The following is a 24,702-nucleotide window of genomic DNA, read 5'->3' on the forward strand; positions in this document are numbered from 1 at the left end:
GTGACGGGGCGGGAGCTTGGGGGCCGGGGCCGGGCCCGGGGCCGATGCCAGGACACGGCAGCGGCAATGCGGTGAAGGAGGCGGCCTACACCGGGTGCCCGTCGGCGTCCGTGTGGTCCTTCTGGGTGGAGAACTTGTTCAGGAACACGTCGTACTTGCCGTCGGGGCGGCGGGTCAGGGTGGCCCCGTCCTGCCAGATGCCGTTCTCGGGCCACCACTGGCTGCCGAACGGGTCGCCCTGGTTCTGGTGGATGTTGTGCACGCCGAGGCCCGCGTTGAAGGGTTCGCCGAAGACCAGGACCGGCCGTCCGACGACGAGCATCGGCTCGAAGGCGAGTGCGGCGTCGAGATTGGTCCCCGACGCCCACGGCCGGGAGGTCCTCAGCAGCCGGCCGAGCAGCTCCCGCACCGGGTCGGGCAGCCACGAGGGCCAGGCCGGGCCGCCCCGCAGCGCCGGATGCCGGATGTAGTCGAGCGCGCCGGACCCGGCCGTGCGGGCGAGTTCGTGGAACCCCGGCGCGAGTGCGGCCACCGGACCGAGTGCGGCGGCGTCCACCGTGAACACCTTCCACTGCACACCGGTCGCCGAGTCGTGACTGTCCACGTCGACGGCGCACTTGTGGCGTCCGCCCGGCGTGTCGACCCGGAGGTTGACGTGGAACCACGCGCCTTCCGTGTCGGGGGTGTCCCGGAAGTGCTGGTGCAGGGTCCCGGACAGGACCCCGTAGCGGGCGAAGGGCATGGTCCCCAGTGAAGCACCGGGCCGGCCGCGGCGGGCCCGCGACGCGCGCCGCGGCAGGAGCCGGCCAGGAGGGTGGTTCCGGTTGGCGGACGAGAGGGGTCCGGAGCGAAGCCGGACGAACGGTCCTACTGTCGATCACGCCCGGGGCCGTGTCGCGGCACACCTCCAGCCGTGTCGGGTGGATCAGGAGCAGGCCGATGGACGTGGGCATCCGTACCTTGCCGTCAACGCGGCCTGTTTCGAACGCACTTGTCGCAGCCGTTCTCACCCGCGGCCGGGAGCCATGTCGTAGGTGACCCACATCGTGCGGGTTGCCACCTGGTCGTACTTCGCCCTCGCGCGGTGGTTGTCGTCCGCCGTGATCCAGCGGACCACGCTCCAGCCCCGTTCGGCCGCGAGCCCGCGCAGCGCGCCGAGTCGAAAGGGGGACGGTCCCGGTGCCACCGTGGACGGTGGCGCCGGGACGTCCACGGTCGCCGACGTTCCGGTCAGCCCTCCGAGGTGTTGATGTTGACGAGCCAGGTGATGCCGAAGCGGTCCGTGCACATACCGAAGACGTCGCCCCACATCTGCTTCTCCAGCGGTACAGAGACCGTGCCGCTGCCGGAGAGCCGGTCCCAGTAGCCGCGCAGCTCGGCGGCGTCCTCCCCACTGACGCTCACCGAGATGTTGGTGCCGGGGTTGTGCTGCGTCCCCGGAGGGTTGTCGGCCCCCATGAGCGTGAAGCCGCTCGTGGTCTCCAGCATGCCGTGCATGATCCGGTCCGTGGCGTCGCCGGCTTCCTCCCCGCCGAAGTCGCCGTACGTGTTCAGCGACAGTGTGCCGCCGAAGACCTCCTTGTAGAACTCCATGGCCTGCCGGGCGTCCCCGTCGAAGCTGATGTACGGGTTGAGGCGAGAAGGCATCGTAGGTTCCCTTTCTGACGGTCTGTCTCGAATGGCAGGCTAGGCGAGGCGGTCGCGGCGCGCCGGGAACCGTGGTGGACTCGGCAACGGGCCGTCACCAAGCTGTGAAGCTTCGGCGGGATCCTGGTCCCAGGCCACCGGCACCGGCCCGGTCGCCCGGCCCCGCGCGTGTCGCGCCTCATTTGGGGGGAACACCATGAGCACCGTCAGCAGAACCGCCCTCGCCCTCGCCGCCCTGTCCGCACTCGCCCTGACCGCCTGCGGGCCCACCGGGGACGACGCGGCGGGCGGGACCGGCACGCCGTCCGCGAGCGCGGGCGCGACCGCGGCTCCCTCCCCGTCCGGCTCCGCCGCCCCGGCGAAGTCCGCGACACCGACGGCGAAGCCGGCCAAGCCGACGAAGCCCGCTCCCGGCGCGGGCGCGCCGACCGACCCCGACTTCGACGTCTTTCCGTGCAGCACCTTCGACGTGACCTTCACCGCGAACCTGGCGGAGCCCACGACCAGCAGCTACCTCCTGAAGATCACCAACAAGGGGACGAAGGCGTGCCGGGTGCTCGGGCACCCCGTCGTGACCTTCGGCGCTCTCGACGGCCAGGCCACCGAGCGGGGCACCGCCCCCGTCATCGAGGACGCGATCAGGCTCGAACCGGGCAAGTCGGCCTACGCCGGGCTCATGGGCGGTGCCGTCGACGGCTCCGGCAAGACTGTCGACTCGATCGCGATGACCATGAACACCGAGTCCGACCTGGCGCAGACGCCGCTCAAGGCGTCGACCCCCGGTCTGCACGTCTCCTCCACCAAGAACTCCGTGACCCCCTGGATGGACAACGCCGAGGACGCCCTGAGCCTCTAGTGCTGTGACCGGAAAGGTGCACCGGGTCACAGCACTAGGTTCTTTCGCCCCGACGGGTGACCGTGGCCGTGCTGCGGCGGGTCGTGGACGGAAGCCGCGGGGGACCGTCAGGAGACTTCCGGGGCAAGTGGGCCGCCCACGACGCAGAAGGAGCGCTTCATGCTGGAAAGACAGCGTCGCAAGAACACCACCGCCGTCACCTTCGTGCTGCCGGGCACAGACCCGCCCGGCCCCGTCAGTGTCGTGGGCACCTTCAACGGCTGGCAGCCGGGCGCCCACGTACTGGAACCCCGGCCCGACGGCATGCGGGCCGTCACGGTCGCGCTGCCCGCGAAGGCCACGCACGCCTTCCGCTACCTCGCGGCCGGGGACTACTGGTTCAACGACGCCGGCGCCGACGGACAGGACGGACCCAACAGCCGTCTGGACACCTGACGTCCGCCCGCCCAGCCGCACGCTGCGCTCCGCACCGGCCCGCCCGCCGCTGCGGAGCGTTCGCGCGCCACGGCCCCGCGGAGCGCGAGCTCCCTACGAGGTCAACGCACCGCGGCCGGAGTCCCCCCATCAGGGGATCCGCTCCCCGCCGCCCGCGTGTGCGCGCCGGCCGCCCGTCCGGAGGTGCTACACAGCGGCATTCACCTGGACCGGACCCGAGGAGCGGACGGATGATTCAGAGCCCGGCGGCCGACAGCCGCACCGAAGGCGACGCCACCGCGACCGACGGGGACACGGACCCGGACGGTGCCGCGGCCGGAGCCGCCCTCGCCACCGCGACCGGCATGGTGATGGCCATGGTGCCCTGCACCGCCGGGAGCGCCCGGCGCGTCCTCGGCGACGCGGCCCGGGCGGCGGGCGTCACGCTCCGGCTCATGGCACGCACGGTCGTCGCCACGCGCGCCTGCCCCGCCGAGGTGGACCCGGACTGCGAACGGGCGCTGCGCACCGCGATCGGGTACGCCCGCGCACCGCAGCCCCTGTCGCCCCCCACAGAGGGAACGGTCCTGCCCGCCCCGGACGTGCTCCGCCGCCACCTGGAGCACCTGCGGGCCGTGCGCCGCCGTACGCTGGCCGCGCCCGACGACCCGGCGCTGCGCGCCGCGCTGGAGGACGCCGCGTACACGCTGTGCGTCCTGATGGGGCAGCGCCACGCCCACGGCGCGCTCCTCGCCGCCGAGGAGCGGGTGGCCGCTCACCGGCTGCCCCCGTCCCCGCCCGGGTCACCGTCCCCGTCCGCGCCTCTTCCCGCGGTCCCTGCGTCGGTGCCCGGCGGAACGGCCTGAGCCGCGCCCCCGCCGCCGAGGGTCGCGACGGCCGCCACCAGCCGGTCCCAGAACGGTCCGGCCCGCAGCCCGACGGCGACCCGGGCGTTCGCCGGCCGCCCCAGGGTGCCGTGCAGGTCCACCACGGTCGCCCCGCGGGTGTGCCGGCCGTGGAGTTCCACGGCCACGTAAGCGTCCACACAGGTGACCAGCCCGGGGTCGATGACCCGGGCGACCGCGACCGGGTCGTGGACCGGGGGAGCGGGGAACCCCCACAGCTGCCGGTAGGTGCCCCCGAAGAAGCCCAGCAGCTCGGCGCAGATCCGCCCGAGACCGGTGTCCAGGGCCTCGAAGCGGGCGACGACCTCGGGCGTCGCGAGGGCCTGGTGGGTCACGTTCAGCCCGCACATGGTCACCGGTACGCCGCTGCGGAAGACGATGTCCGCGGCCTCCGGATCGGTGTGGATGTTGAACTCGGCGGCCGGGGTCCGGTTCCCCCGGTCGGTGGAGCCGCCCATCAGCACGATCTCCCTGATCCGGCCCGCCAGCTCGGGGTACCGGGTGAGCAGCAGCGCGATGTTCGTCAGCGGCGCCGTCGGCACCAGGGTCACCGGCTCCGGGTGCCCGGCCAGGACCCGCCGCAGCAGCTCCACCGCGTGCTCGGGCTCGGCCGCCAGGGAGGGCTCGGGGAAGCGGGGGCCGTCCAGCCCCGACACCCCGTGCACGTCCTCGGCGACCCGCAACGGCTCCACCAGCGGTGCCGCGCAGCCGGCGGCGACCGGCACCCCGGTGATGCCCGCGACCGTGCACACCCGCAGGGCGTTCAGGGTGGTCTTCTCCAGGGTCTGGTTGCCCGCCACCGTGGTGACGGCCAGCAGATCGATCCCCGGGTCACCGGCGGCCAGGAGGATCGCGAGGGCATCGTCGTGCCCCGGATCGCAGTCGATGACGACCGGAACGGGGTCGGGGTCGGGAACGTGCAAGGCAGGACACCTCTCCTCGGTCCGCGGCCGCAGCCGCGGCGCGGGCCACCGGGTCCAGTGTGCGCACCGGAAGGCGTGGATGGTCCGTTTCATTCGTTTGTGTGAGGGTCGGGTGGGCATCCGCCTTGCGGCGGGTCCGGATGCCGGTGCGGCGATCGGAGGAGCGGTGCGATGACCACGAACAGCCGCGACGTGTTCGGTGTGCCCTGCTGGGTCAACCTCACGGCGCCCGGCCTCGCGGAGGCGGAGGAGTTCTACGCCGGGGTGCTGGGCTGGACGTTCCGAGCCACCCGGCTCGGCGAGAACTTCCGCGTCGCCCTGCTGGACGGCCGGCCCGTCGCCTCGGTCGGCGCGCTCGCCCCGCACCTCACCGTGCCGACCGCCTGGACGCCGTACTTCGCGGTCGACGACGCGGAGGTGACCGCCGCCCGCGTCCGTGAACGGGGCGCGACGATGGCGGTGGGGCCGCTCGCCTTCGCCACCGGGAGGGCCGCCCTGGCCGCCGACCCGTCCGGGGCGGTCTTCGGCTTCTGGGAGGGCGAGGTGGTCCAGGAGTGGCACGCCGGGCAGGAGGATGGCGCGGCCTGGGTCGAGCTCCGTACCCGCGACGCGTTCGCCGCCGCGGTGTTCTACGGGGAAGTCCTCGACTGGGCCTGCGAGCGGCCCGGATGCTGCGACGTGGCCTACGAGCACGACCACGTGGTGGTGCGCAGGGGCGGCCGGACCGTCGCGCGGATCGACGCCGGAGCCGTGGAGAACGCCCCCGACCCGCAGGTCCGGCCCCGCTGGCACGTCCACTTCGCCGTGGCCGACCTCGACGGCGCGGTCGACCGGGCGGCCCGGCACGGGGGCGGGGCGGTGACCCCCGTACGGTCTTCCCCGACGGACCGCAGGGTCACCCTGCGCGACCGGAGCGGGGCCTTGTTCACCATCAGCGAGGAGACCGGCTGAACCGGACCCAGGGCCGCCCGCCGCTCCGCCGCCGGACCGCCACGCAGGCAAGGGGTTCGGAGGAATCGGGCCTCTGCCGTCGTCCGGCCGGCCGCGCCGGCCCGCGCCGTCCGGGCGGGCCGCCCGGACGGACAGTGTCAGTGGCGTGCGTCACAGTTGAGGGAAGTGTCGGTGCGTACCTTCCGTCCGGGGTGATCTCCATGCAGTACGCGATCCGGGCCGACGGCCTGGCGAAGCGGTTCAATCAGACCCGCGCACTGGCCGGCGTGGACCTCCAGGTGCCCGTCGGCAGCGTCCTCGGCCTGCTCGGGCCCAACGGCGCGGGCAAGACCACCGCCGTCCGTATCTTCGCCACCCTCCTCAGGCCGGACGAGGGCCGCGCGGAGGTCGCCGGGTACGACGTAGTCCGGCAGGCCGGCCGGGTGCGTTCGATGATCGGGCTCACCGGCCAGTACGCCGCCGTCGACGAGAACCTGACCGGCACCGAGAACCTGCTGATGATCGGGCGGCTGCTCGGTATGCCGCGCGGCGCGGCCCGCGCCCGGGCCGTCGAGTTGCTCGACCGCTTCCGGCTGGACGAGGCGGCGGGGCGGGCCGCCAAGACGTACTCGGGCGGCATGCGGCGGCGCCTCGACCTCGCGGCGAGCCTGGTGGGGCGGCCGCAGATCCTCTTCCTGGACGAGCCGACCACCGGACTCGACCCGCACAGCCGCGGCGAGGTGTGGGACATGCTGCGCGTTCTCGTCGCCGAGGGCGTCACGGTGCTGCTGACCACGCAGTATCTGGACGAGGCCGACCGGCTGGCCGACAACATCGTCGTGATCGACCAGGGCAGGGTCATCGCCGACGGCACCCCCGACGGGCTGAAGGCGCAGGTCGGCGGCCAGGTGCTGCAGCTGCGGCCGGCCCGGGCCACGGATCTCGCCACGGCGCACGCCCTGCTCACCGAGGCCGCGGGCCCGCTGGCCAAGATCGAGGGGGACGAGATCACCGTGCCCGTCAAGGACCCGGAGCTCATGCCGAGCGTGGTCCGCCGGCTGGACCAGGCCGGCATCGCGGTGGCCGAGCTGACCCTGCGGCGCTCCTCCCTCGACGAGGTGTTCATGGTCCTGACCGGCCACCGGGCGCAGCCGCAGACCGCGGCGGGCGACGACGAAGGCGACGACGAGCAGTACGCGACCGCGGGGAGCCTGTCATGACCACCGCCTCCACACCCGTGACCGGCGCCCTCGGCGGCAGCAGCCGCGTACGGCCCCTGGCGGCCCTGCGGCAGACCACGACGCTCGCCTGGCGCAGCCTGGTCTCCGTCAAGCACAATCCGCTGGAGCTCGTCGACTACAGCATCTCGCCGATCATGTTCGTCTTCCTGTTCACCTTCGTCTTCGGCGGACAGATGGCCGGATCCCCGGAGGCGTACCTCCAGTACGCACTCGCCGGGATCATCGTCCAGAACACGCTCTTCATGAGCATGTACACGGCCATGGCGTTGAACACCGACCTCACCAAGGGAGTCTTCGACCGCCTCCGCAGCCTGCCCATCGCCCGCTCGGCGCCGCTCCTCGGGCGCATCGCGGCCGACCTGGCCAAACAGCTCTGGGCGATGCTCCTGATGCTCGCCCTGGGCACGGTGCTGGGCTTCGACATCACCGGTGGTGTCGCCGGCTTCCTCGGCGGGCTGCTGCTGCTCCTGATCTTCGCCGCGGCCATGTCGTGGACGGCCGTACTGATCGGGATGCTGGCCGGGGACGCGGAGAAGGTGCAGGTCTTCGCCTTCACGCTGATCTTCCCGATCACCTTCACGAGCAGCGCGTTCGTGATGGTCGACACGATGCCCGGCTGGCTCCAGGCCTGGGTGAACGTCAACCCGGTCACCCAGCTGTCGGACGCCTTCCGCGGGCTGCTGCTCGGCACCCCCGCCGGCGAGCCGATCATGTGGTCCCTGATCTGGGCGGCGGGCATCGCCCTCGTCTTCGCACCCCTGGCGATGCGGGCCTACCGCCACCGGGTCTGACCGGCTTCCCCGGCCGGCCCCGCCGGGCCGCCAGGCCGGTCCGACGACGGGGCGGTCAGTCCGACGACGGGGCCAGCACCACGAAGTCCGCGCCCGCCGGGTCGAGGCAGACGGCCAGCCGTCCGACGCCCTCGGCGTCCTCCGGCCCCATCTGCAGGCTGCCGCCGTTCCCGGTGACCGCGGCGACCGCCTCGTCGCAGTCGGTGACGGCGAAGACGGGGTGCCAGTACGGCCGCCCGCCCGCGAGGGCGAGGTGCTCGGAGGGCAGCTCCATCACGCCGCCGTGCATGCGTTCCGCGGGCTGCCCGGCGGGCGTCACCAGGGCGTACGTGCCCCCGCCGCCCGGCAGCTCCATGTCGCTGTACCACCAGCCGAAGACCCCGCCGTAGAAGTCCTTGGCCGCCGCCGCGTCGCTCGTGTACAGCTCCGTCCACGACAGCGAGCCCGGCTGGTCCACCAGCTCCACGCCCTTGCTCGTGCCCGGCTGCCAGACGGCGAACTGGCCGCCCAGCGGGTCGCTGTACTGGGCCATCCGCCCCCACCCGTCGAGGTCCCGCGGTGCCACCCGCACCGTGCCCCCGGCCCGCTCGACGGCCTCGGTGACGGCGTCCGCGTCAGGGACGCTGTAGTAGATCATCCAGGCCGGGCGGGCGCCCTCCTCGGTGAGCTTGCCGAGCCCGGCGACGATCTTCCCGTCCTTCCGGAACATCCCGCCCTCCACGTCCTCCCCCTCGCCCATGGACTCGTACTCCCAGCCGAGCACGGCGCCGTAGAACGCCGCCGCGGCGGGGACATCGGGAACGCCGAGGTCGATCCAGCAGGGCGCGCCCGCGGCGAAATCAGTGGTGATCATGAGCTTCCCTTCGCATGACGCGTCAGCGGAGCTGGGACAGGTCGACGGAGTCGGCGGGCGCGGGGGGCTTGGGGCGGACGGGCTCGTCGAAGGCGGAGAAGGTGGCTTCCACGCGCTCCCCGGAGGCCTTGGCTCCCTGGATGCGCAGGAGGTACGGCTCGTCCTGCGTCGACACCAGGTAGGTGCCCGTGTCGCCGCCGCGCTTGCCGGTCACGGTGATGGCCGGACGGCCGTCGACGGTGGTGCGGGCCCCCTTCTGCAGCTGCTCGTTCGCCGGCTTCGAGGAGAACTCCCTCTTGAAGTAGTCGAGATCGCAGAACTGGGCGAAGTCGCGCAGCATGATGTTGTCCGTGGTGCCGTGCAGGTAGCGGCCGTTGATGAGCGCGATCGCGTCCTCGGCCGCGGGGCCCGGCACCTGGGAGCGGAGCAGTTCGTCGTCGAGCTTCATCCACACGTCGGTGCCGCGTTTGATGACGTCGGCCCTGCCGGAGCCGCCGGGCGGCGTGACGGTGCCGACGCAGTTGCCCGCCTCGTCGAACCGGATGTCCAGGCCGGTGGTGCCCGCTTTCTCGGTCACCTTGGCCACCATGCGCATGGACGTGACCTCGGACATCGCCTTGCGGGAGGCATCGGCGACGGCCTGCGCGCTCTTGTCGGCCATGCCGTTGTCGTCGGCCAGGGCGGCGCCGGTGCCGGCGCCCGCGAACACGATCAGACAGACGGTTCCCGCAGCCGCGCGGCGGGCCGCGGCTGCTGCCCGGGGTGCGGACATCGGGCGTCACCTCCCTCGGGCCGCCGCCGGACGGCGGCAGGTGCACCCTGCCCTCCGGCGCAGCCGGTCACCGGTTCAGCGTAGGTCCGCGCCGCAGCCGCCGCAGCCCGGGCGGCGCCGCGACCGCCGAAGACCGACCGCACGACCCGGCCGGATCGCCGTCCGGCACGGCCTGCACGGCCCGGGCCGCGGGGTCGTCACCGAACAGGCCGGCGGCTGTGCGCAACGCCCTCCGGTCGTGTGAGGCATCCGGCCGGACCGCCACCGGCGTTGACCGGACACCCCGTACGATCCGGCCCGCTCCTCAGGGCGAGACGGCCTCCTCCCAGGTGCGGTCGACGGTCCTCGCCGCCTTCTCCTGCTGCGCCTCCGTCGGGAACGTGGGCGTGCCCTCGACCGTCGGCAGTTTCTCCGCCGCCCTCTTGTCGAGGGTGCCGTTCTCCTCCATCGACTCCATGAGGACGGGGCGCGCATACGCCGCGAGCCGGAGGTTCTGGCCCTCCGGGCTGAAGAGGTACTCCTGCCACAGCCGCGCCGCGGCCGGGTGCGGGGCGTTCTTGTTGATCCCCTGTGCGTAGTACTGGGCGAAACTCCCGTCGAAGGGGATCGCGGTCCGCCAGTCCACGTCCGCGCCCTTCCTGCGGAACTCCTCGGCGTACCCGAGGTTGAGGAAGTCCCAGTCGATGCTGATCGGGGTCTGCCCCTTCTCGATCGTGGCCGGGGTCGATTCGACGGGGATGAAGTTGCCGCTCTCGCTGAGGTCGGCGAAGAAGTCGATGCCGGGCCGGATGTCGCCGAAGGAGCCCCCGTTCGCCAGGGCCGCCGCGTACACCCCCGCGAAGGCGGAGCCCGACTTCGTCGGGTTGCCGTTGAGGGCGACCTGGCCCTTGTACTCGGGCTTGCGCAGATCGGCGAAGGTCGACGGGCAGGTCGTGACGCGGCGTGCGTCGCAGCCGATCGAGACGTAGCCGCCGTAGTTGTTGTACCAGCGGGCCCGCGGGTCCTTCTGGTCCTTGGGGATGTCGTCGTACGGGACGACCTCGTACGGGGCGAACAGGTTCTGCCGGGCCGCGGACGGTGCGAAGGTGCCGCCCACGTCGACCACGTCGGGGGCGCTGCCGTCGCGCCGGTGCTCCTTGAGAGCGTTGACCTCGTCCTGGCTGGTGCCGTCCGGGTTCTCCACCGTGACCTCGATCCCGTACTTCTTCTCGAAGCCGTCGATCAGCGCGCCGTAGCCCGCCCAGTCCCTCGGGAGCGCGATGGTATTGAGCGCCCCCTCCTTCCGGGCCGCCTCGGTCAGCGCCGCCATACCGCCCACGTCCGCGGCGGACGTGGCCACCGCGGGCGGCCTGGTGGGGGCGGGGGGCCTGTCTCCGCAGGCGCCGAGGGGCCCCATGGCGAGGGCGAGGCCGGCGGCGACGGCGGCTGTCCGGAGACGAGGTGCGGGCACAAAGGCTCCATAACGGGCGGCACGTACTGATCCGATGCCAGCCTACGTGGGGCAGCCGCGACAACGCAGTCCCATCGGTACGCGCCCACCACCTGTCCTCCGGCCGAGCTACTGGCGCGGACTCAGAACGCCTCGTCGTCCCAGGTGGCGAGGAGCGCCGCCCCCAGGTCCTCCCCGGCTGCCGGGGGCTCGGCGTGCAGGGCCTGCTCACTCCAGATGATCTTGCCGCGGGCGGTGTAGCGGGTGCCCCACCGCTCGGCGAACTGGGCGACGAGGAACAGCCCGCGTCCTCCCTCGTCGGTGGCCTCGGCCCGGCGCAGGTGCGGGGAGGTGCTGGACCCGTCGGACACCTCACAGACCAGACTGCGGTCGTACAGCAGCCTCACCCGGATGGGCTGCGTCCCGTAGCGGACGGCGTTGGTGATCAGCTCGCTCAGGATGAGCTCCGTGGTGAAGGCGATGTCCTCCAGACCCCATGCCGCCAGCCGGCGGGAACAGGCGTTGCGTACCGGGGACACCGCCGCCGGATCGGACGCCACGTCCCACTCGGCGATCCGTTCGGGATCCAGCCGGCGCGTGCGGGCCACCAGCAGCGCGATGTCGTCGCTCTGCCCGCTCGGCAGCATCGCGTCGATCACCGCGGCGCAGGTCTCCTCCGGCGACCGGGCCGGCCCCGCCAGGGCGGCGCCCAGCACCGCCAGACCCGCGTCGACGTCGCGGTCGCGGCTCTCCAGCAGCCCGTTGGTGAACAGCACCAGCTGGGCGCCCTCGGGAACGGTCAGCGACGCGGTCTCCATGGGCATGCCGGCGCCCAGGCCCAGCGGCGGCGAGACCGGCAGCTCCGGGAACGACACCATGCCGTCGGGGTGCACGACGGCCAGGCCCGGGTGGCCCGCGGTCGCGGCGGTCACCTGCCCCGAGACGGAGTCGTACACGGCGCACAGGCAGGTGGCGCCGGTGAGGCCCTGCCACTCCTGCTCACCGGCGCCCTCGTCGGTGTCGATATGGGCGACCAGCTCGTCCAGATGGCTCAGGAGCTCGTCGGCCGGCAGGTCGAGCGTGGAGAAGTTGTGCATCGCGGTGCGCAGCCGGCCCATGGTGGCGGCGGCGTGCAGCCCGTGCCCGACGACATCGCCGACCACCAGCGCGACCCGGGCGCCGGGCAGCGGGATCACGTCGAACCAGTCCCCGCCCACCCCCGCCTGCGCGGGCAGGTAGCGGTGGGCGACCTCGACCGCGGACTGGTCCGGTACGCCCCGGGGCAGCAGGCTGCGCTGCAGCGTGACGGCCATGGCGTGCTCACGCGTGAAGCGCCGGGCGTTGTCGATGGACAGCGCCGCCCGTGCGGTCAGCTCCTCGGCGAAGGACACGTCCTCCTCCTCGAAGGCCGGCGAGGGCTCCACCCGCCAGAAGCCCGCCATCCCCAGCAGCACGCCGCGGGCCCGCAGCGGGACGGCGATCACCGAATGGACGCCCTGCTCCAGCATGCGCCGGGACCGGAGCAGGTCCTGGGCCATCCACTCCCGGGTGACCCGCAGGTCCGCCACCCGCACCGCGTGCTCGCCGGCCACCCCGATCGCCATGGGGCTGGTCGGGACGAACCGGATCAGCTCGCCGACCTCGTACAGGGGATGCGGCTCCTGAGCGGCGACGACTGCGGTGCGGCGCATCTCGGTGCCCGGCTCGGGAGGCTCGTCGCCGTGCAGCACCGGGTCCAGCAGGTCGACCGAGGCGATGTCGGCGAACCTCGGGACCGCCACCTCCGCCAGTTCCCCGGCGGTGCGGCTCACGTCCAGCGTCGTACCGATGCGCACCCCCGCGTCGTAGAGCAGCTTCAGCCGTTCGTGGGCCACCTCGGCCCGCCCGGAGAGCGCCCGCAGCTCGGTCGTGTCGCGCAGGGTCACCACGGTCCCCGCCTGCCCGAAGGGCGCCGTGGGCCGGATGTTGACCGCCAGCAGCCGGTCGGCCGCCACATGCAGCTCGTCGGTCGCGGAACGGCCCGAGGCGATCGACGCGGCGATCCCCTCCTCCAGGCCCAGCTCCGTGACGGGGCGCCCCTCCGCGTCCGCCGGCAGGTCCAGCAGCCGCCGAGCCTCGTCGTTGGCCAGCAGCAGCCGCCCGCCGCCACCGACGATCAGGACGCCCTCCCGGACCGCGTGCAGCACGGCGTCGTGGTGCTCGTACATCCTCGTCATCTCCGCCGGCCCCAGGCCGTGGGTCCGGCGCAGCAGCCGCCGGCTCACCAGGGCCGTGCCGCCCGCCGACAGGGCCAGCACCAGGGCCGCCGTGCCGATGACGACCGGCAGCTGCCGGTTCACCATGCTCTGCACGTTCTGGACCGTGACCGGGGAGGCCACGACGGCGATGACCCGGTCCTCGGAGTCCTTCACCGGGACCGCCGAGACCACCGACTGCCCGAGGGACCCCTCGAAGGTCTCGGTGAAGGACGTGCCGGCCGCGGCCTTCGAGAACGGGCCGACCACGTGCTTGCCGATCTGGCGCGGGTCGCTGTGGGTGATCGTGCGACCGTCGAGCGTGTAGACGTTGATGCCGTCCACCCCGGCGATCTTCCGGGCCGCCTGGGCGCTCGGCTGGAGCAGCGCGCTCGGGTTGGGGCTGCGCAGGGCGGCGACGATCCCGGGGGACTCGGCGAACGTGCCGGCGGCGGCGAGCGTACGGTGCCGGGCGTCCAGCATGGCGTCACTGCGGGCCTGCACCACGAGCGCCACCACCGCGGCGGCCACGAGCAGCACCACGACGACGAGCTGGAGGAGGAACACCTCGCCGGCCACGCTGCGCGCGCTCAGCAGCGAGGACAGCCGCTGCGGCCGCCGGACCCTGCCCGCCCGGGGCTGGGCGGGCTCCCGGTGCTCCTGATGGTCTTCCGGGCGGGAACCTCCGGAGCCTGCGGAGGAGCGCTTGGCCGAGCCGGGCAGCACGCGCCGCAGATGTCCCAGGAAGACGCTCATAATCCATCTTCTAACCTCTCCGGCCCGTCGGCAGCGGGGAGCGGCACGCACCGACCCCCGTCCGCCGCGTCCCCGGCAGCCGTCCGCGCAGGTCAGACCCATGCCGCAGGGGTCCCGGCCGCGAGCGCTCCAGCAGGGCGCCCATCGCAGAACCGGGCCATGTCCCGGGCGCCCGCGGGGGCGCCGTCGGTGGTGATCCGCACCGTGCCGTCGGCCGTGACACCGGCCCGGATCCGGCTGCCCGGTCCTGCACCACCCCGCGACCTGGCCGCCTTCATGGACCAGGGTCACCCGGGCCCGGCCACCACCCGGCGAACCACGCGGACCGGGCCCCCGGCGTGACACCGATGTCCCGGCACCACACATCTAGGAGGCGCCCGGCCCGGTGTCCGGGGCGGGCGGCGTCTGGGCCACGGCGTCGAGGCAGCGGGTGGCCTGGGCGCGGAGGGCCTCGGCGAGGCCGGGCGGGGCGTCGGTGAGGGTGAAGTCGGTGTCGACCGAGGTGATCATCCAGGCGAGGTCGCGGCAGCTGTCGGCTCCCAGGTGCAGCACGCACCGGTGGTCGTCCACGGGCTCGACCACCCCCATGCCGGGCCAGAGGCGGTCCGCGACCGCGGCGGCGGATTCGTGCAGCGTGACGGTCGCCTGGAACGGCCAGGTCTGCGCCGACAGACGGCGGGCCAGGTAGGCGGCCGCGTCGTCGCCCGGAAGTGCGCGGGGCGTGAACCGCGGACCGGCCGGAGTGCGCGGGACGAGCCGGTCGACGCGGAAGGTGCGCCAGCCGTCGCGGCCGGTGTCCCAGGCGACCAGGTACCAGTGGCGGTCGAAGCTGACCAGGCTGTGCGGCTCGACCGTGCGGACACTGGGGCCGAGCCGGGGGCTGGTGTAGTCGAAGCGCAGCCGCTCGTGTCGGCGGCACGCCTCGGCGATGACCAGGAGCGTGTCCGCGCAGACCTTGGGGGCGGGAGCCGTGCCGGCCCGGACGGTGGCGGTGTGCAGGGTGGTGACCCGGTGCCGCAACCGTGACGGGAGGACCTGCTCCAGCTTGGTCAGGGCCCGCAGTGCGGACTCCTCGATCCCGAGGACCGACCCGTCGGCTCCGGTGCGCAGGCTGATGGCGACGGCCACGGCCTCCTCGTCGTCGAGCAGCAGCGGTGGCAGCTTGCCGCCGGGGCCGAGCCGGTAGCCGGCGGCGCCCTGGGTCGCGTGGACCGGGTAGCCGAGGTCGCGCAGCCGCTGCACGTCGCGGCGCAGCGTACGGCGGCTGACGCCGAGGCGTTCGGCGAGCTCGGCCCCGGACCACGCGCGCGGGGTCTGCAGCAGGGACAGCAGTTTCAGCAGCCGTCCGGCGGTGTCCAGCATGGCACCAGAGTGCCGCACGCTTAGGAAGGGAACCGGCCTAAGCGATCCGTAGCGTCACGGCCATGACGAACACGATCCCCGAGATCCCCGAGATCCTCGACATTCCCGGCGTCCCCTCGTTCCGTATCGATGTCCCCGGGAGCCGGCTGGACGACCTCCGCTCCCGGCTCGCCGCCACCCGCTGGCCGGAGGAACTGCCCGGTGTCGGCTGGAGCCGCGGCGTACCGGTGGCCTATCTGAAGGAGCTGGCCGATCACTGGCGCACCGCGTACGACTGGCGGGCGCACGAGGCGGCGCTGAACGCCCACCCCCAGTACCTGGCCGACATCGACGGGCAGAACATCCACTTCCTGCACGTACGGTCCCCCGAGCCCGGTGCCACGCCCCTGATGCTGTTGCACGGCTGGCCGGGCTCGGTGGCCGACTTCCTCGACGTCATCGGTCCGTTGACCGATCCCCGGGCACATGGCGGAGAGCCGGCCGACGCCTTCCACCTGGTCGTTCCCTCACTGCCGGGATTCGGCTTCTCCACTCCGCTCGCCGGGCCCGGAATGGGCGCGGCCCGCATGGCGTCGGTGCTCACCGCGCTGATGTCCCGTCTCGGCTACGCGCGGTACGGCGTCCACGGCTACGACACCGGCTCCTGGGTCGCACCCCGGATGGGCACGCAGGCCCCGGAGCAGGTCATCGGCGTCCACGTCAACGCCCTGCTCACCTTCCCGTTGGGGGCGGAGGGCGAGACGGACGGCCTCACCGAGGCCGACCAGGAACGCTGGCAGGCCATGCAGAACGTCAACGACGGCTATCTCCAGTGCAACTCCAAGCGCCCCCAGACGGTCGCCTACGCCCTCACGGACTCCCCGGTCGGCCAGCTCGCCTGGATCGTCGAGAAGTTCAAGGAGCTCACCGCCCCGGCGGACGGGCTGCCCGAGGACAGCATCGACCGGGACCGCATCCTGACCGCGGTCTCGCTGTACTGGCTGACCGGTACCGCCGCCTCGGCCGCGCAGATCTACTACGAGGAGGTCTCCGCCGCCGAGTGGGGCGAGCCGGAGCGCGGGACCGTCCCGACCGCGGTCCTGCTCTCCGCCCACGACGTGACCGTCCGCCGCTGGGCCGAACGCGACCACAACGTCGTGCGCTGGACCGAACTCGGCCGCGGGGGCCATTTCCTCGCGATGGAGGAGCCGGAAGCACTCGTGGACGACGTCCGCCGCTTCTTCGGCGAACTGGTCCGGCCCGTCCCCTGAGCGGAGGCGGAAGCGGCGCCGGCCGCCGGCGCCCAGGCCGGGCGCCCCACGGGCCCGGCCTGACGCGGCTCAGGGCGCCAGGCGGTGGTACGCGGACCGGGCATGGGCGAGCCGGGCGAGAACGGTGCCCGTGCCCGCGGCCGCGAGGAGGCAGATGATCCGGCCCAGGTCGTACGGCGCCTCCCAGGTGAGCGCACCGATGGGGGCGGTGGCGAAGACATTGAGCACGAGCCAGCACAGCAGGGCGGTGCCCGGCGCCGCGGTGAGGCGTGCTCCCGTACTGACCACCGCCACGGTGACGGAGATCGCGACCAGGTCGAGCGTGGGGTCGCCCTGTCCGTCGAGGAAGTTGAACACGGCGACCAGGGCGAAGGCGGTGAGGGCCGCGACGGCCCAGATCCTCGATGTCGCGGCCGGAGCGGGCACGGGACGGATGCCGGAGCGGATCTGCTTCCATTCGAGCATGCAAAGCCTCCTTCGCGCGGTTCCCGCCCCCTTGCGGTCGAACCGACTGACGCCGTCGCTACTGTAACGGCGCCCATAGGGTGCTGATTTCATCCGGATTCGGAAGGATTCGTCCTGAGAGGAAGTCCGCTGCCCTCCCGTGGCCCGTTCCTGCCCCGGAACATCAGCTCTGCCTCAGCCGGCGCTCGTTGTGCGTGACGGCCCAAGCCTCCAGCGCCGTTTCCTCGGCATGGAGGTCGCCCAGTTCCCGGAAGACGGTGGCGGCCCGGGTGTGGGCGTCGATGGCTTCCTCGAAGCGCCGCACCTGCCTCAAGGCGGCGCCGAGGTTGCCCAGTGCGGATCGGGGAACGCGGACGGCGTGGTGGGCGTTGGTGCTACTACGCGAGGACGATGGGCGGAGCCGCCTTCCGCCGACCTTGATGGGGAGGATTCATGAGTACGGCCAAGGACCTGTTCATCATCGCCATGGACCAGGAGCCGGACCGCCTCGTCGGACAGGGGGACCTGTCACTGGCGCTCGCGGGCGCCGAGCTGATCGACCTCCTCGGTGCGGAGGCCGCGGCCCTGGACGGCGACCGCATCGTGCCGGGCGCCGAGACCGAGCCACACGACCCCCTCCTGGTCGAGGCGGCGGTGACGCTCACCCGGCAGGTGCCGTACGAGCGGATCGAGGACTGGCTGTGGCGTCGCGGCCGGGACCTTGCGGCGACGTACCAGGCCGCCCTGGAGGAGGCCGGCCAGCTGACGCGGGGGCGCCGCGGCCTGCTGCCCTTCGGCAACGACCGGCTGAAGCCGGCCGATACACCCGTCCGGCGCCGGGCCCACGGGCGGTGGGAGGAGGGCGAGCCCGTCCTCGCCGCCCTCGGCTCCGCCGTGGGAATCGGGGACACCGGAGCCGGAGCCGGAGCCGGAGCCGGAGCCGGAGCCGGAGCCGACGCCGAAGACCGGACCGGGCCCGGCCTCCCTGACGAGGCGGTGACGACCGTCCTGGCTGTCGTCAACGACGCGGTGATGGAACTCGCGGCCGTACAGCAACGGCGGTCCATCGAGAACGCCGCCTTCGCCAACCTCTGGCGCGTCCCGTGAGGTGACCTCGGTGCCGGTGCCGGTGCCGGTGCCGGCCGCCCGGGCTGACCGGACACGGCGGGCCGATCCGATGCGCCGAGGAAGGGCGCTGAGGCGGGATCCTCAGGTCCAGGGAAGCGTGCGCCACGGGCTGGCCGGGTCCGTGGTCAGCGCGCGGTGGGTCGCGAGGACCGTCTCGTACCACTCGCCGAACTCCTCCTCGTCGAAGTGGAGGCATCGGCCCAGGACATAGGCGGCCGAGAAGTCCTCCCACGAGCGGTAGTTGACCTGGACGAGACGGCCGGCCCGCACCACGGCCGTCTCCGCCTCCTGCAGGGAGCACAGGCGGGCGGCGAGTCCCCAGCGGGCCATGGCGGAGGCCCGGCCGTAGTCCCAGGCTTCGACGCTCCGTATGAAGCCCCCCTCGGGCAGCAGGCCGTCGGCGCGGAACCGCGCCTCGTAGCGGGCGATGCGCCCGATCAGCCGCTGAACGCCGCTCACTTGGCCCTCCAGCTCCGCGGCGCCGACGGTGCGGCCGGGGGCGACGCCGTCCGCGGTCAGGCGGGGTTCGGCGGCGGCCTCGGCGCGCCGGCGCACCACGTTCCCCGCGGCCTGGCGCCAGTGGTCGACATCGACGGGGCCCGCGAAGTCCAGGGCCATGGAGCGGCGAAGTTGCAGGACGAACTCCCAGACCTCGCTGACCATTCCGGCACGCAGCAGCTGTTCCTGCGTGTCCTTCCACTCCTCGCGGGTGGTGACGCCCCACCAGCGTTCCAGCGTGCGCTTCTCGTCGCGGTAGCCGCAGCCGTGGTAGGCCATCGAGTTCCAGTAGCGCCCGTTGCGCACGTTGATGTGCGCGCCGGCCGCGAGACCGAAGGCGACGGGGCCGGTGAGGGGGCCGCCCACCTCCAGGGTGTGGACCACGTCCTGGGCCAGCCCCGGCCGTTCGACCGGGGCGGAGTGACGCTGCCACAGGGCGCGGCCCTCCGGCCCGGCCGGCAGGACGCCCTCGCAGGGGCTGCCGGGGTTGACGACGAGGTACGGCGGGTCGTTCAGGTTCCAGACCTTCGCGAACCAGCCCAGGTCATAGCAGTTGTAGACCGGGTCGGCGACGGGCGGCGGCAGCATGCCGCCGGTGTAGACGGCCAGGCACATGGTCCGGGTCTGCGGGTTCCAGTACGGGTGGAAGCGGGTGTTGCCCGCGTTCGCGTCGGCATACGCCCGCGACTGCATCATGTACAGGTCGGCCCGTGCGACGAGGTCGTAGTACGCGGGCCAGTCGCCGCGCACCTTCGCCTCGTACAGCCCCCGCTCGACCGCGCTCGGCGCCTGCCAGCCCCCCGCCGATGCCGTCGGACCGGGCAGGGCTCCCCCCTCGTGACCTGCTGTCAAGCTCATGGGTCAACCCTAAGGGCTTGTTCGGCTCGGTCGGCGTGCCGGTCCTGTCGGGCGGAGTCGACCGGGGAGCGGCAGGGGAGCGGCAGGGGTGCGCCGCGGCCCGGCCGGCCGTCCTCAGCCCCTGGGCGAAGGCGTCACGCGCGGTCCGGTCGCGGTACCGGCGGTTCGCGGTACTGGGCGGCGTACTCCTCGCTGGGCGGGACGACGGTGATGACGTCGATCAGCACGCCGTCGGGCGCGGCGACGATGAAGTGGCGCTGTCCGAACTCCTCGGTGCGCAGCGGCAGTACGGCGGGCAGGCCGGCCTCGGCCACGAGTCGCCGGTACTCGCGGTCCACGTCGTCCACCTCGAAGTTCAGCAGCAGGCCGCCCTCGACCGCCGACCGGTGGCCCTCGGGGACGCTCGGGTGGGTGTGGTCGAGAAGGGCCAGCTCGTACTGCGGTGCGTCGGGGCGGCGCAGGCTGACGTACCAGTCGGCCTCGAAGGTCACCTCGAACCCGAAATGGCGGGTGTAGAAGTCGCGGGAGGCGGCGACATCGCGTGTGGCCAGCACCGGATAGAAGCCGCCGAGCCCGACGGTGGTGGGTGCGGTGGTCGGTTCGTTCGTCATGGCGGGACCTCCGGATCCGTTTCGCATACCCGGGGTATGTGAACTGTGGAGTTAGCATACCCCGGGTACGCGAAATGGGAAGGGCGGTAGCGCGATGGCGGTCAACCGGGCGGAGCAGCGAACGGCCACGCGGCGGGCGCTGCTCGCCGAAGGACAGCGGCGGTTCGCCGCCGACGGCTACCACCACGTGGTGCTGGCCGAGGTGGCCCGGGCCGCCGGGGTCACCAAGGGCGCCGCCTACCACCACTTCGACAGCAAGGCCGGGCTCTTCCGGGCCGTCGTCGCCCAGGTCCAGCAGGAGCTGGGGGAACGGGTCGCGACCGCCGCCGAGCGGCACGAGGACCTCTGGGAACAGCTCCGGGCCGGCTGCCGGGCCTTCCTCGCTGCGGGGACCGACCCGGCCGTGCGGCAGATCCTGCTGGTCGACGCGCCGACCGTGCTCGGATGGGACGAGTGGCGGACCCTGGACGAGGAGTCCTCCGCCCGGCACCTCGCCGAGGCCCTGTCGGCGCTCGCCGCGGCTGGGATCATCGCCGACCAGCCGGTGGAGCCCCTGGCCCGGCTGCTCTCCGGGGCGATGAACGAGGCCGCGCTGTGGATCGCGCGGGGCGGAGACCCGCAGGGCGCGGAACAGGCACTCGACCGGCTCCTGACGGGGCTGCGCACCCCCGTCTGACCGGCCTGCCCCGCCCGCGACGGGCCGCCGCGAAGAGCTCCCGGCGGATACTGCCGACCGACTGCCCGACGCCTCCGGGCTCGCAGATCCTGTGCACGCATCCCCGGCGGCCGGCAGCCGCAACGACGCCACGGACCGGCGGTCGCAATCGGCGCGGTCTGCCGAACCGGGCGAGCGCCGCTGAACTTCCGCCTGTGACCCCGTAGCGGGCGGTGGCCGTCCCTACCCGTCGCCCCGGGTCGGCAACGGTCACGAGAAGGTCGTGCTGCCCGAACGCCGGAGCTTCCGCAAGCCCGTCGACGGCCACCGGGACACCGGGGAAGCCAGTGACGGCAGCGCGGGAAACGCGGGCAGCGCCCTCATCAGACGGTTCGCACCGGCCGCGTACGCGATGCCGAAGACGAGCGCGACGAGGAAGGCCAGGTGCCGGGAGAATCCGTCGATGAGCGGGAAGATCTGCCAGTGGGTCAGGTAGATGTAGAGCGAGCTGGTGGCCAGCAGGCCCGCCAGCCGGTTGAGGCGCTCCCGGCTGGGCAGTGTGGGCACCCACACCAGCAGGGAGATGCCCGCCATGATGATCACTTCCCTGCCCGGGTCGCCGGGGAAGAACCCCGCCCCCGTGGCCAGCGTCACCGCCGTGACCAGCAGGCGCTCGCGCACCGTGCCCGCCTTCGCCCCGGCCCAGCCGAGCGCGAACAGCCAGAACACGGTGACGGCATCGGGCATTTCGGTGCGGCTCGGGAGGCCGGCGAGGTCGTAGCGGGTGAGGAGCCCCAGGGCGGCGAGGCCCATGGGCAGGGCGTAGGGGAAGCGGCGTTCGATCCGGTCCACGAGGGGGAGGCCGAGGAGCGCGACCGCCGTGATCAGGATGTAGACGAGCGCTTCGATGAACCAGAAGTGCATGCCGGTCCTGAGGTCTTCCGGCCCGATCACACTGTCCAGCAGGAAGAGATTGGCCGGCGTGTAGTCGTCGTTGAGCAGGAGGATGAAGCCGATCCAGATCATGCTCGGCACCGCCACACGGGCGATGCTGTTCCCCACGCGGCGCACGCGCACGCGCCGGTCGGCGTCGGTGAGGTGGAAGCGGGCGAAGTTGTACCCGGCGACGGCGAGCAGGATGTGCGCCCCGCCCTTGATGCCGAACACGTGGATGTGCGAGCCCACGATGCAGAAGATCGCCAGGGCGCGGAGCGCGACGCTGGTCTCCAGCCTGCGTGAGCCGGAGGCGCGCGCGGGCTGCCCGGATGCCCGGAGGTCCCTGATCGGTGTCGTGTGCCAGTCGGCCGGCAGGTGGCCGAGCCGCTCCTCGAGGTGGAGCGACATCTCGACGTACGAGAGCGAGTCGCCGCCCAGGCCGACGAAGGAGCTGTCCTCCGTCACCTCGGCCCCGTCCAGTACCTCGGCGTACAGCCGGCACAGGTCCTCCCGGCTGTTGCCCGGGGGGAGGGGCCGTTCGGCCCGGGATGCGGCGACGGGCCGGCTCAGCGCGCGTACGGCCCCGTAGTCGGGCTTGCCCGTGGGCAGGCGGGGGAGATCCGCCACGAGGTGGACGTGGACCGCGCGTGCGGGCAGGCCGCATTCGTCGGCGACGAGCCTGCGCAGCCGGCCGGCCTGGGAGTCGTCGGTGCCCACGGCGGCAATGGACAGTTTCTCGTCGTCACCGGTGCACAGGGCGGTGACGCCCTCCCGTGCGAGCATCGCCTCGATCTGCTGGGGGTCGATGCGCAGGCCGAGGATCTTGGTGAACCGGCTCAGCCTGCCGGTGATTTCGTACAGCCCGTCCGGTGTGCGGCGCGCGGTGTCGCCGGTGTGGAGTTCGTGCACGGTCCGGCCCAGCCGGAGGTCGTCCGGCGTATGGGCGTAGCCGAGCATGACGTTGGGGCCGCTGTAGATCAACTCGCCGGTGCTCTCGTCGGGCTGGCCGGCTTGGCCGGGTTGGTCCGGCAGTGGCCGGAGCCGGAAGGAGCCGCCGGGTATGGGCATGCCGGTCGCCTCGGGGCGGGTCTCGGCGAGCTCCGGGGGCAGATAGGCCATGCGCGCGGTCGCCTCGGTCTGGCCGTACATCACGAACAGCTCCCAGCCGGCGGTGCGGCCCAGCGCGGCGTACCGCTTGACCCGGTCGGGCGCGAGACGGCCGCCCGCCTGGGTCACGTACCGCAGGTGCGGCAGTTCCATCGAGGCGAAGCCGACCCGGTCCAGCAGGTCGAAGGTGTACGGGACGCCCGCGAAAGCCGTGCCGCGGGCGGTACGGAACAGGTCCCAGAAGCAGCTGTCGGCGACCGACAGGTCGGTCAGGATCAGCCCTGCGCCGCGCAGCAGGTGGCTGTGGATGACGGAAAGGCCGTAGCAGTAGTGCATGGGCAGGGTGGTGGCGGCCCGGTCCGTGGGCCGGATGCCGAGGTACTGGGCGATCGACTCGGCGTTGGACTGCAGGTTCTCGTGCGACAGCCGTACGAGCTTGGGCGACCCGGTGGAGCCGGAGGTGCTCAGCAGCAGCGCGAGGTCGGGGTGCAGGGTGTGCGCGGAGCCCTGGCGGCGCTCGTCGAGCACCCACGCTCCGCCGTCCTGGTGTGCCACCACGTCGGGGTCGTACGCGTCGATCAGCGACCGTACGGCCTCGGGGTGGTCGCCGGGCACGAGCAGAACGGGATGCCCCGCTGACAGTGCCGCCAGGTGGACCACGAGCGCGTCGAGGGTGTTGACCCCGCACAGGAGCACCAGGCGGCGTTCCCGGCCGAGGCGGCGGGCCGTGGCGTCCACTCGTGCGGCGAGCTCGCCGTAGGTCACGGGTCCGTCGGCGGCGATGACCGCGATGCGATCGCCGTGGGCCGCGAGGGCATGGGCGAACGGGACGGTCCGGGTGCCTGGAAGCAGGTCGGGAATAACGCTCACGGGCGCATCTTAGGAAAGCCTTACCTCGCCGGATAGTCACAGGAAAGTCACAGGAGACCCATTGAAGATCCATAAGAAAGCGCCAGGTAGGGTCGGCTCCGCCGAAGCCGCGGCGGAGCCGGATTGTTGCGTGCGTCACCCTTGACCTTTAGGTTAGCTTTACCTTACTTATGATGCGTTCCGTTTCTCTGCTGCACCCGCAGGAAGGCTCCTGATGCGACGCCCCTTGGCCCAACGCCTGACCGTGCTCTTCGCGGCGGCCCTCCTCCCCACGGTCGCCGCCTGTGGAGTCGACGAGGACGATGCGGGACTCGTCATCTACTCGGGGCGCAACGAGAAGCTGATCAAGCCCCTCCTGGACGACCTGGAGAAGGCCGTCGGCACCACGGTCGCCGTCCGGTACGGCGAAAGCGCCGAGCTGGCCGCCCAGATCCAGGAGGAGGGCGACAAGACCAAGGCGGGTCTGTTCTTCTCCCAGGACGCGGGAGCCCTCGGCGCCCTGTCCACCAAGGGCATGCTGGAGAAACTGCCCCAGCCGTCGCTCGACAAGGTCGACCCGGCCTTCCGGGGGGCCGCGGGGGACTGGGTGGGCACCTCCGGGCGCGTCCGCGTCATCGCGTACAACCCGGAGAAGGTCTCCAAGGCGCCCGACAGCGTGCACGACCTGGTCAAGCCGGAATGGAAGGGCAAGATCGGTTACGTCCCGACCAACGCCTCCTTCCAGGCGTTCGTCACCGGAATGCGCGTCCTGGAAGGCGACGACGCCACCCGCGCCTGGCTGAAGGGCCTCAAGGCCAATGATCCGAAGGTCTACGACAACAACCTGAAGGTGCTCGAAGGCGTAGGAAAGGGCGAGGTCTCGCTCGGCCTCGTCAATCACTACTACTGGTACGAACAGGTCGCCGAGAAGGGCGAGTCCAAGGTCAAGTCGAAGATCCACTTCCTGTCGGGCGGCGACCCGGGCGGCCTCGTCAACGCCGCCGGAGTCGGCATCGTCAAAAAGGGCGCCCAGAACCCCGCGGCCCAGAAGGCCGTCGATTTCCTGCTCTCCGAAAAGGCGCAGAAGTACTTCGCCGACGACACCAAGGAATACCCTCTGGCCGCCGGCGTCACCAGCTCGGTCGACGGCCTGCCGCCGCTGGCCTCCCTCGACGCACCGAAGATCGACCTCGGCAAGCTGGAATCACTTCAGGAAACCCTGAAGATGCTGCAGGAAGCCGGGATGGTCTGAC

At 72.5% G+C, this 24,702-nt stretch carries 24 protein-coding genes; 10 read left to right on the forward strand and 14 right to left on the reverse strand.

The genetic code is table 11. The features are described from left to right. Positions 1 to 85: 85 nt before the first annotated feature. The 3 genes from AAT21_RS11845 to AAT21_RS11855 form a co-directional block, all read right to left on the reverse strand. Positions 86 to 742: a DUF2278 family protein gene (locus AAT21_RS11845; protein ID WP_046776585.1), complete on the reverse strand. Its 657-nt coding sequence runs from the start codon at positions 740 to 742 to the stop codon at positions 86 to 88. Positions 743 to 1,006: 264 nt separating this feature from the next. Next, positions 1,007 to 1,186, reverse strand: a complete 180-nt coding sequence (locus tag AAT21_RS11850; RefSeq protein ID WP_235438754.1) for a hypothetical protein — start codon at positions 1,184 to 1,186, stop codon at positions 1,007 to 1,009. 44 nt (positions 1,187 to 1,230) lie between these two features. Continuing rightward, positions 1,231 to 1,647: a VOC family protein gene (locus AAT21_RS11855; RefSeq protein WP_046776586.1), complete on the reverse strand. Its 417-nt coding sequence runs from the start codon at positions 1,645 to 1,647 to the stop codon at positions 1,231 to 1,233. A gap of 196 nt (positions 1,648 to 1,843) precedes the next feature. Here AAT21_RS11855 and AAT21_RS11860 point away from each other — a divergent pair, with 196 nt between their 5' ends. From AAT21_RS11860 to AAT21_RS39830, 3 genes are all read left to right on the forward strand, one after another. After that, on the forward strand, positions 1,844 to 2,503 hold the full coding sequence (locus tag AAT21_RS11860; RefSeq protein ID WP_046776587.1) for a DUF4232 domain-containing protein: 660 nt from the start codon (positions 1,844 to 1,846) through the stop codon (positions 2,501 to 2,503). A 159-nt stretch (positions 2,504 to 2,662) separates the two neighbouring features. Beyond that, positions 2,663 to 2,938, forward strand: coding sequence for an isoamylase early set domain-containing protein (locus AAT21_RS11865; RefSeq protein ID WP_046776588.1), 276 nt, complete (start codon positions 2,663 to 2,665; stop codon positions 2,936 to 2,938). A 230-nt stretch (positions 2,939 to 3,168) separates the two neighbouring features. Then, positions 3,169 to 3,783: a DUF5133 domain-containing protein gene (locus AAT21_RS39830; protein WP_063838086.1), complete on the forward strand. Its 615-nt coding sequence runs from the start codon at positions 3,169 to 3,171 to the stop codon at positions 3,781 to 3,783. On the opposite strand, the gene AAT21_RS11875 is transcribed toward AAT21_RS39830, so the two are convergent. After that, positions 3,693 to 4,745 carry a nucleoside hydrolase gene (locus AAT21_RS11875; RefSeq protein WP_063838087.1) on the reverse strand — a complete coding sequence of 351 codons (1,053 nt, stop codon included), beginning with the start codon at positions 4,743 to 4,745 and terminating at the stop codon, positions 3,693 to 3,695. The two genes, AAT21_RS39830 and AAT21_RS11875, sit on opposite strands and share 91 nt — an antisense overlap. Before the next feature lie 171 nt (positions 4,746 to 4,916). On the opposite strand from AAT21_RS11875, the gene AAT21_RS11880 reads away from it, so the two are divergent. The 3 genes from AAT21_RS11880 to AAT21_RS11890 all read left to right on the forward strand — a co-directional run bounded on the left by AAT21_RS11880 (position 4,917) and on the right by AAT21_RS11890 (position 7,707). Then, positions 4,917 to 5,696 (forward strand): VOC family protein, encoded by a 780-nt coding sequence (locus AAT21_RS11880; protein ID WP_079025573.1) that lies wholly within the window; start codon positions 4,917 to 4,919, stop codon positions 5,694 to 5,696. A gap of 200 nt (positions 5,697 to 5,896) precedes the next feature. Then, positions 5,897 to 6,895: an ATP-binding cassette domain-containing protein gene (locus AAT21_RS11885; protein WP_046777286.1), complete on the forward strand. Its 999-nt coding sequence runs from the start codon at positions 5,897 to 5,899 to the stop codon at positions 6,893 to 6,895. After that, on the forward strand, positions 6,892 to 7,707 hold the full coding sequence (locus tag AAT21_RS11890; RefSeq protein ID WP_046776589.1) for an ABC transporter permease: 816 nt from the start codon (positions 6,892 to 6,894) through the stop codon (positions 7,705 to 7,707). The genes AAT21_RS11885 and AAT21_RS11890 overlap by 4 nt, the downstream gene beginning before the upstream one ends. Positions 7,708 to 7,762: 55 nt before the next feature. Here AAT21_RS11890 and AAT21_RS11895 read toward each other — a convergent pair whose 3' ends face one another. The 5 genes from AAT21_RS11895 to AAT21_RS11915 form a co-directional block, all read right to left on the reverse strand. Further along, the gene (locus tag AAT21_RS11895) at positions 7,763 to 8,560 is read right to left on the reverse strand and encodes a VOC family protein (protein ID WP_046776590.1); all 798 of its coding nucleotides are present in this window, start codon (positions 8,558 to 8,560) and stop codon (positions 7,763 to 7,765) included. A 22-nt stretch (positions 8,561 to 8,582) separates the two neighbouring features. Further along, the gene (locus tag AAT21_RS34405) at positions 8,583 to 9,332 is read right to left on the reverse strand and encodes a hypothetical protein (RefSeq protein WP_157879665.1); all 750 of its coding nucleotides are present in this window, start codon (positions 9,330 to 9,332) and stop codon (positions 8,583 to 8,585) included. A gap of 304 nt (positions 9,333 to 9,636) precedes the next feature. Then, complete coding sequence (locus AAT21_RS11905) at positions 9,637 to 10,728, reverse strand: ABC transporter substrate-binding protein (RefSeq protein WP_046777288.1); 1,092 nt, start codon at positions 10,726 to 10,728, stop codon at positions 9,637 to 9,639. A gap of 176 nt (positions 10,729 to 10,904) precedes the next feature. Next, positions 10,905 to 13,751, reverse strand: coding sequence for a SpoIIE family protein phosphatase (locus AAT21_RS11910; RefSeq protein ID WP_079025574.1), 2,847 nt, complete (start codon positions 13,749 to 13,751; stop codon positions 10,905 to 10,907). Between the two features lie 366 nt (positions 13,752 to 14,117). Then, positions 14,118 to 15,113 carry a helix-turn-helix transcriptional regulator gene (locus AAT21_RS11915; protein ID WP_046776591.1) on the reverse strand — a complete coding sequence of 332 codons (996 nt, stop codon included), beginning with the start codon at positions 15,111 to 15,113 and terminating at the stop codon, positions 14,118 to 14,120. A gap of 62 nt (positions 15,114 to 15,175) precedes the next feature. Here AAT21_RS11915 and AAT21_RS11920 point away from each other — a divergent pair, with 62 nt between their 5' ends. Continuing rightward, the gene (locus AAT21_RS11920; protein WP_046776592.1) at positions 15,176 to 16,363 is read left to right on the forward strand and encodes an epoxide hydrolase family protein; all 1,188 of its coding nucleotides are present in this window, start codon (positions 15,176 to 15,178) and stop codon (positions 16,361 to 16,363) included. A gap of 69 nt (positions 16,364 to 16,432) precedes the next feature. On the opposite strand, the gene AAT21_RS36655 is transcribed toward AAT21_RS11920, so the two are convergent. Beyond that, the gene (locus AAT21_RS36655) at positions 16,433 to 16,828 is read right to left on the reverse strand and encodes a hypothetical protein (RefSeq protein ID WP_046776593.1); all 396 of its coding nucleotides are present in this window, start codon (positions 16,826 to 16,828) and stop codon (positions 16,433 to 16,435) included. Positions 16,829 to 16,991: 163 nt separating this feature from the next. Beyond that, positions 16,992 to 17,141, reverse strand: a complete 150-nt coding sequence (locus tag AAT21_RS37415; RefSeq protein WP_157879666.1) for a hypothetical protein — start codon at positions 17,139 to 17,141, stop codon at positions 16,992 to 16,994. A 119-nt stretch (positions 17,142 to 17,260) separates the two neighbouring features. Between AAT21_RS37415 and AAT21_RS11930 the strand changes: the two genes are divergently transcribed. Beyond that, positions 17,261 to 17,914, forward strand: a complete 654-nt coding sequence (locus AAT21_RS11930; protein WP_046776594.1) for a GOLPH3/VPS74 family protein — start codon at positions 17,261 to 17,263, stop codon at positions 17,912 to 17,914. Between the two features lie 102 nt (positions 17,915 to 18,016). On the opposite strand, the gene AAT21_RS11935 is transcribed toward AAT21_RS11930, so the two are convergent. Next, a complete protein-coding gene (locus AAT21_RS11935; RefSeq protein ID WP_046776595.1) occupies positions 18,017 to 19,291 on the reverse strand; it encodes a DUF1266 domain-containing protein in 1,275 nt (424 codons plus the stop codon). A 134-nt stretch (positions 19,292 to 19,425) separates the two neighbouring features. Further along, complete coding sequence (locus AAT21_RS11940) at positions 19,426 to 19,902, reverse strand: VOC family protein (RefSeq protein ID WP_046776596.1); 477 nt, start codon at positions 19,900 to 19,902, stop codon at positions 19,426 to 19,428. A 94-nt stretch (positions 19,903 to 19,996) separates the two neighbouring features. Between AAT21_RS11940 and AAT21_RS11945 the strand changes: the two genes are divergently transcribed. Next, entirely contained in the window at positions 19,997 to 20,578 is a 582-nt protein-coding gene (locus AAT21_RS11945; RefSeq protein WP_046776597.1) for a TetR/AcrR family transcriptional regulator, read from the forward strand. Positions 20,579 to 20,827: 249 nt separating this feature from the next. Here the strand turns inward: AAT21_RS11945 and AAT21_RS11950 are convergent, their stop codons facing one another. Next, positions 20,828 to 23,470 carry an AMP-binding protein gene (locus tag AAT21_RS11950; RefSeq protein ID WP_063838088.1) on the reverse strand — a complete coding sequence of 881 codons (2,643 nt, stop codon included), beginning with the start codon at positions 23,468 to 23,470 and terminating at the stop codon, positions 20,828 to 20,830. A gap of 214 nt (positions 23,471 to 23,684) precedes the next feature. Between AAT21_RS11950 and AAT21_RS11955 the strand changes: the two genes are divergently transcribed. Further along, entirely contained in the window at positions 23,685 to 24,701 is a 1,017-nt protein-coding gene (locus AAT21_RS11955) for an iron ABC transporter substrate-binding protein (protein ID WP_046776598.1), read from the forward strand. The last annotated feature ends 1 nt before the right edge of the window (position 24,702 follow it).

Origin of the sequence: Streptomyces yangpuensis, assembly GCF_001005295.1 — a bacterium.
GTDB classification, from domain to species: domain Bacteria; phylum Actinomycetota; class Actinomycetes; order Streptomycetales; family Streptomycetaceae; genus Streptomyces; species Streptomyces yangpuensis.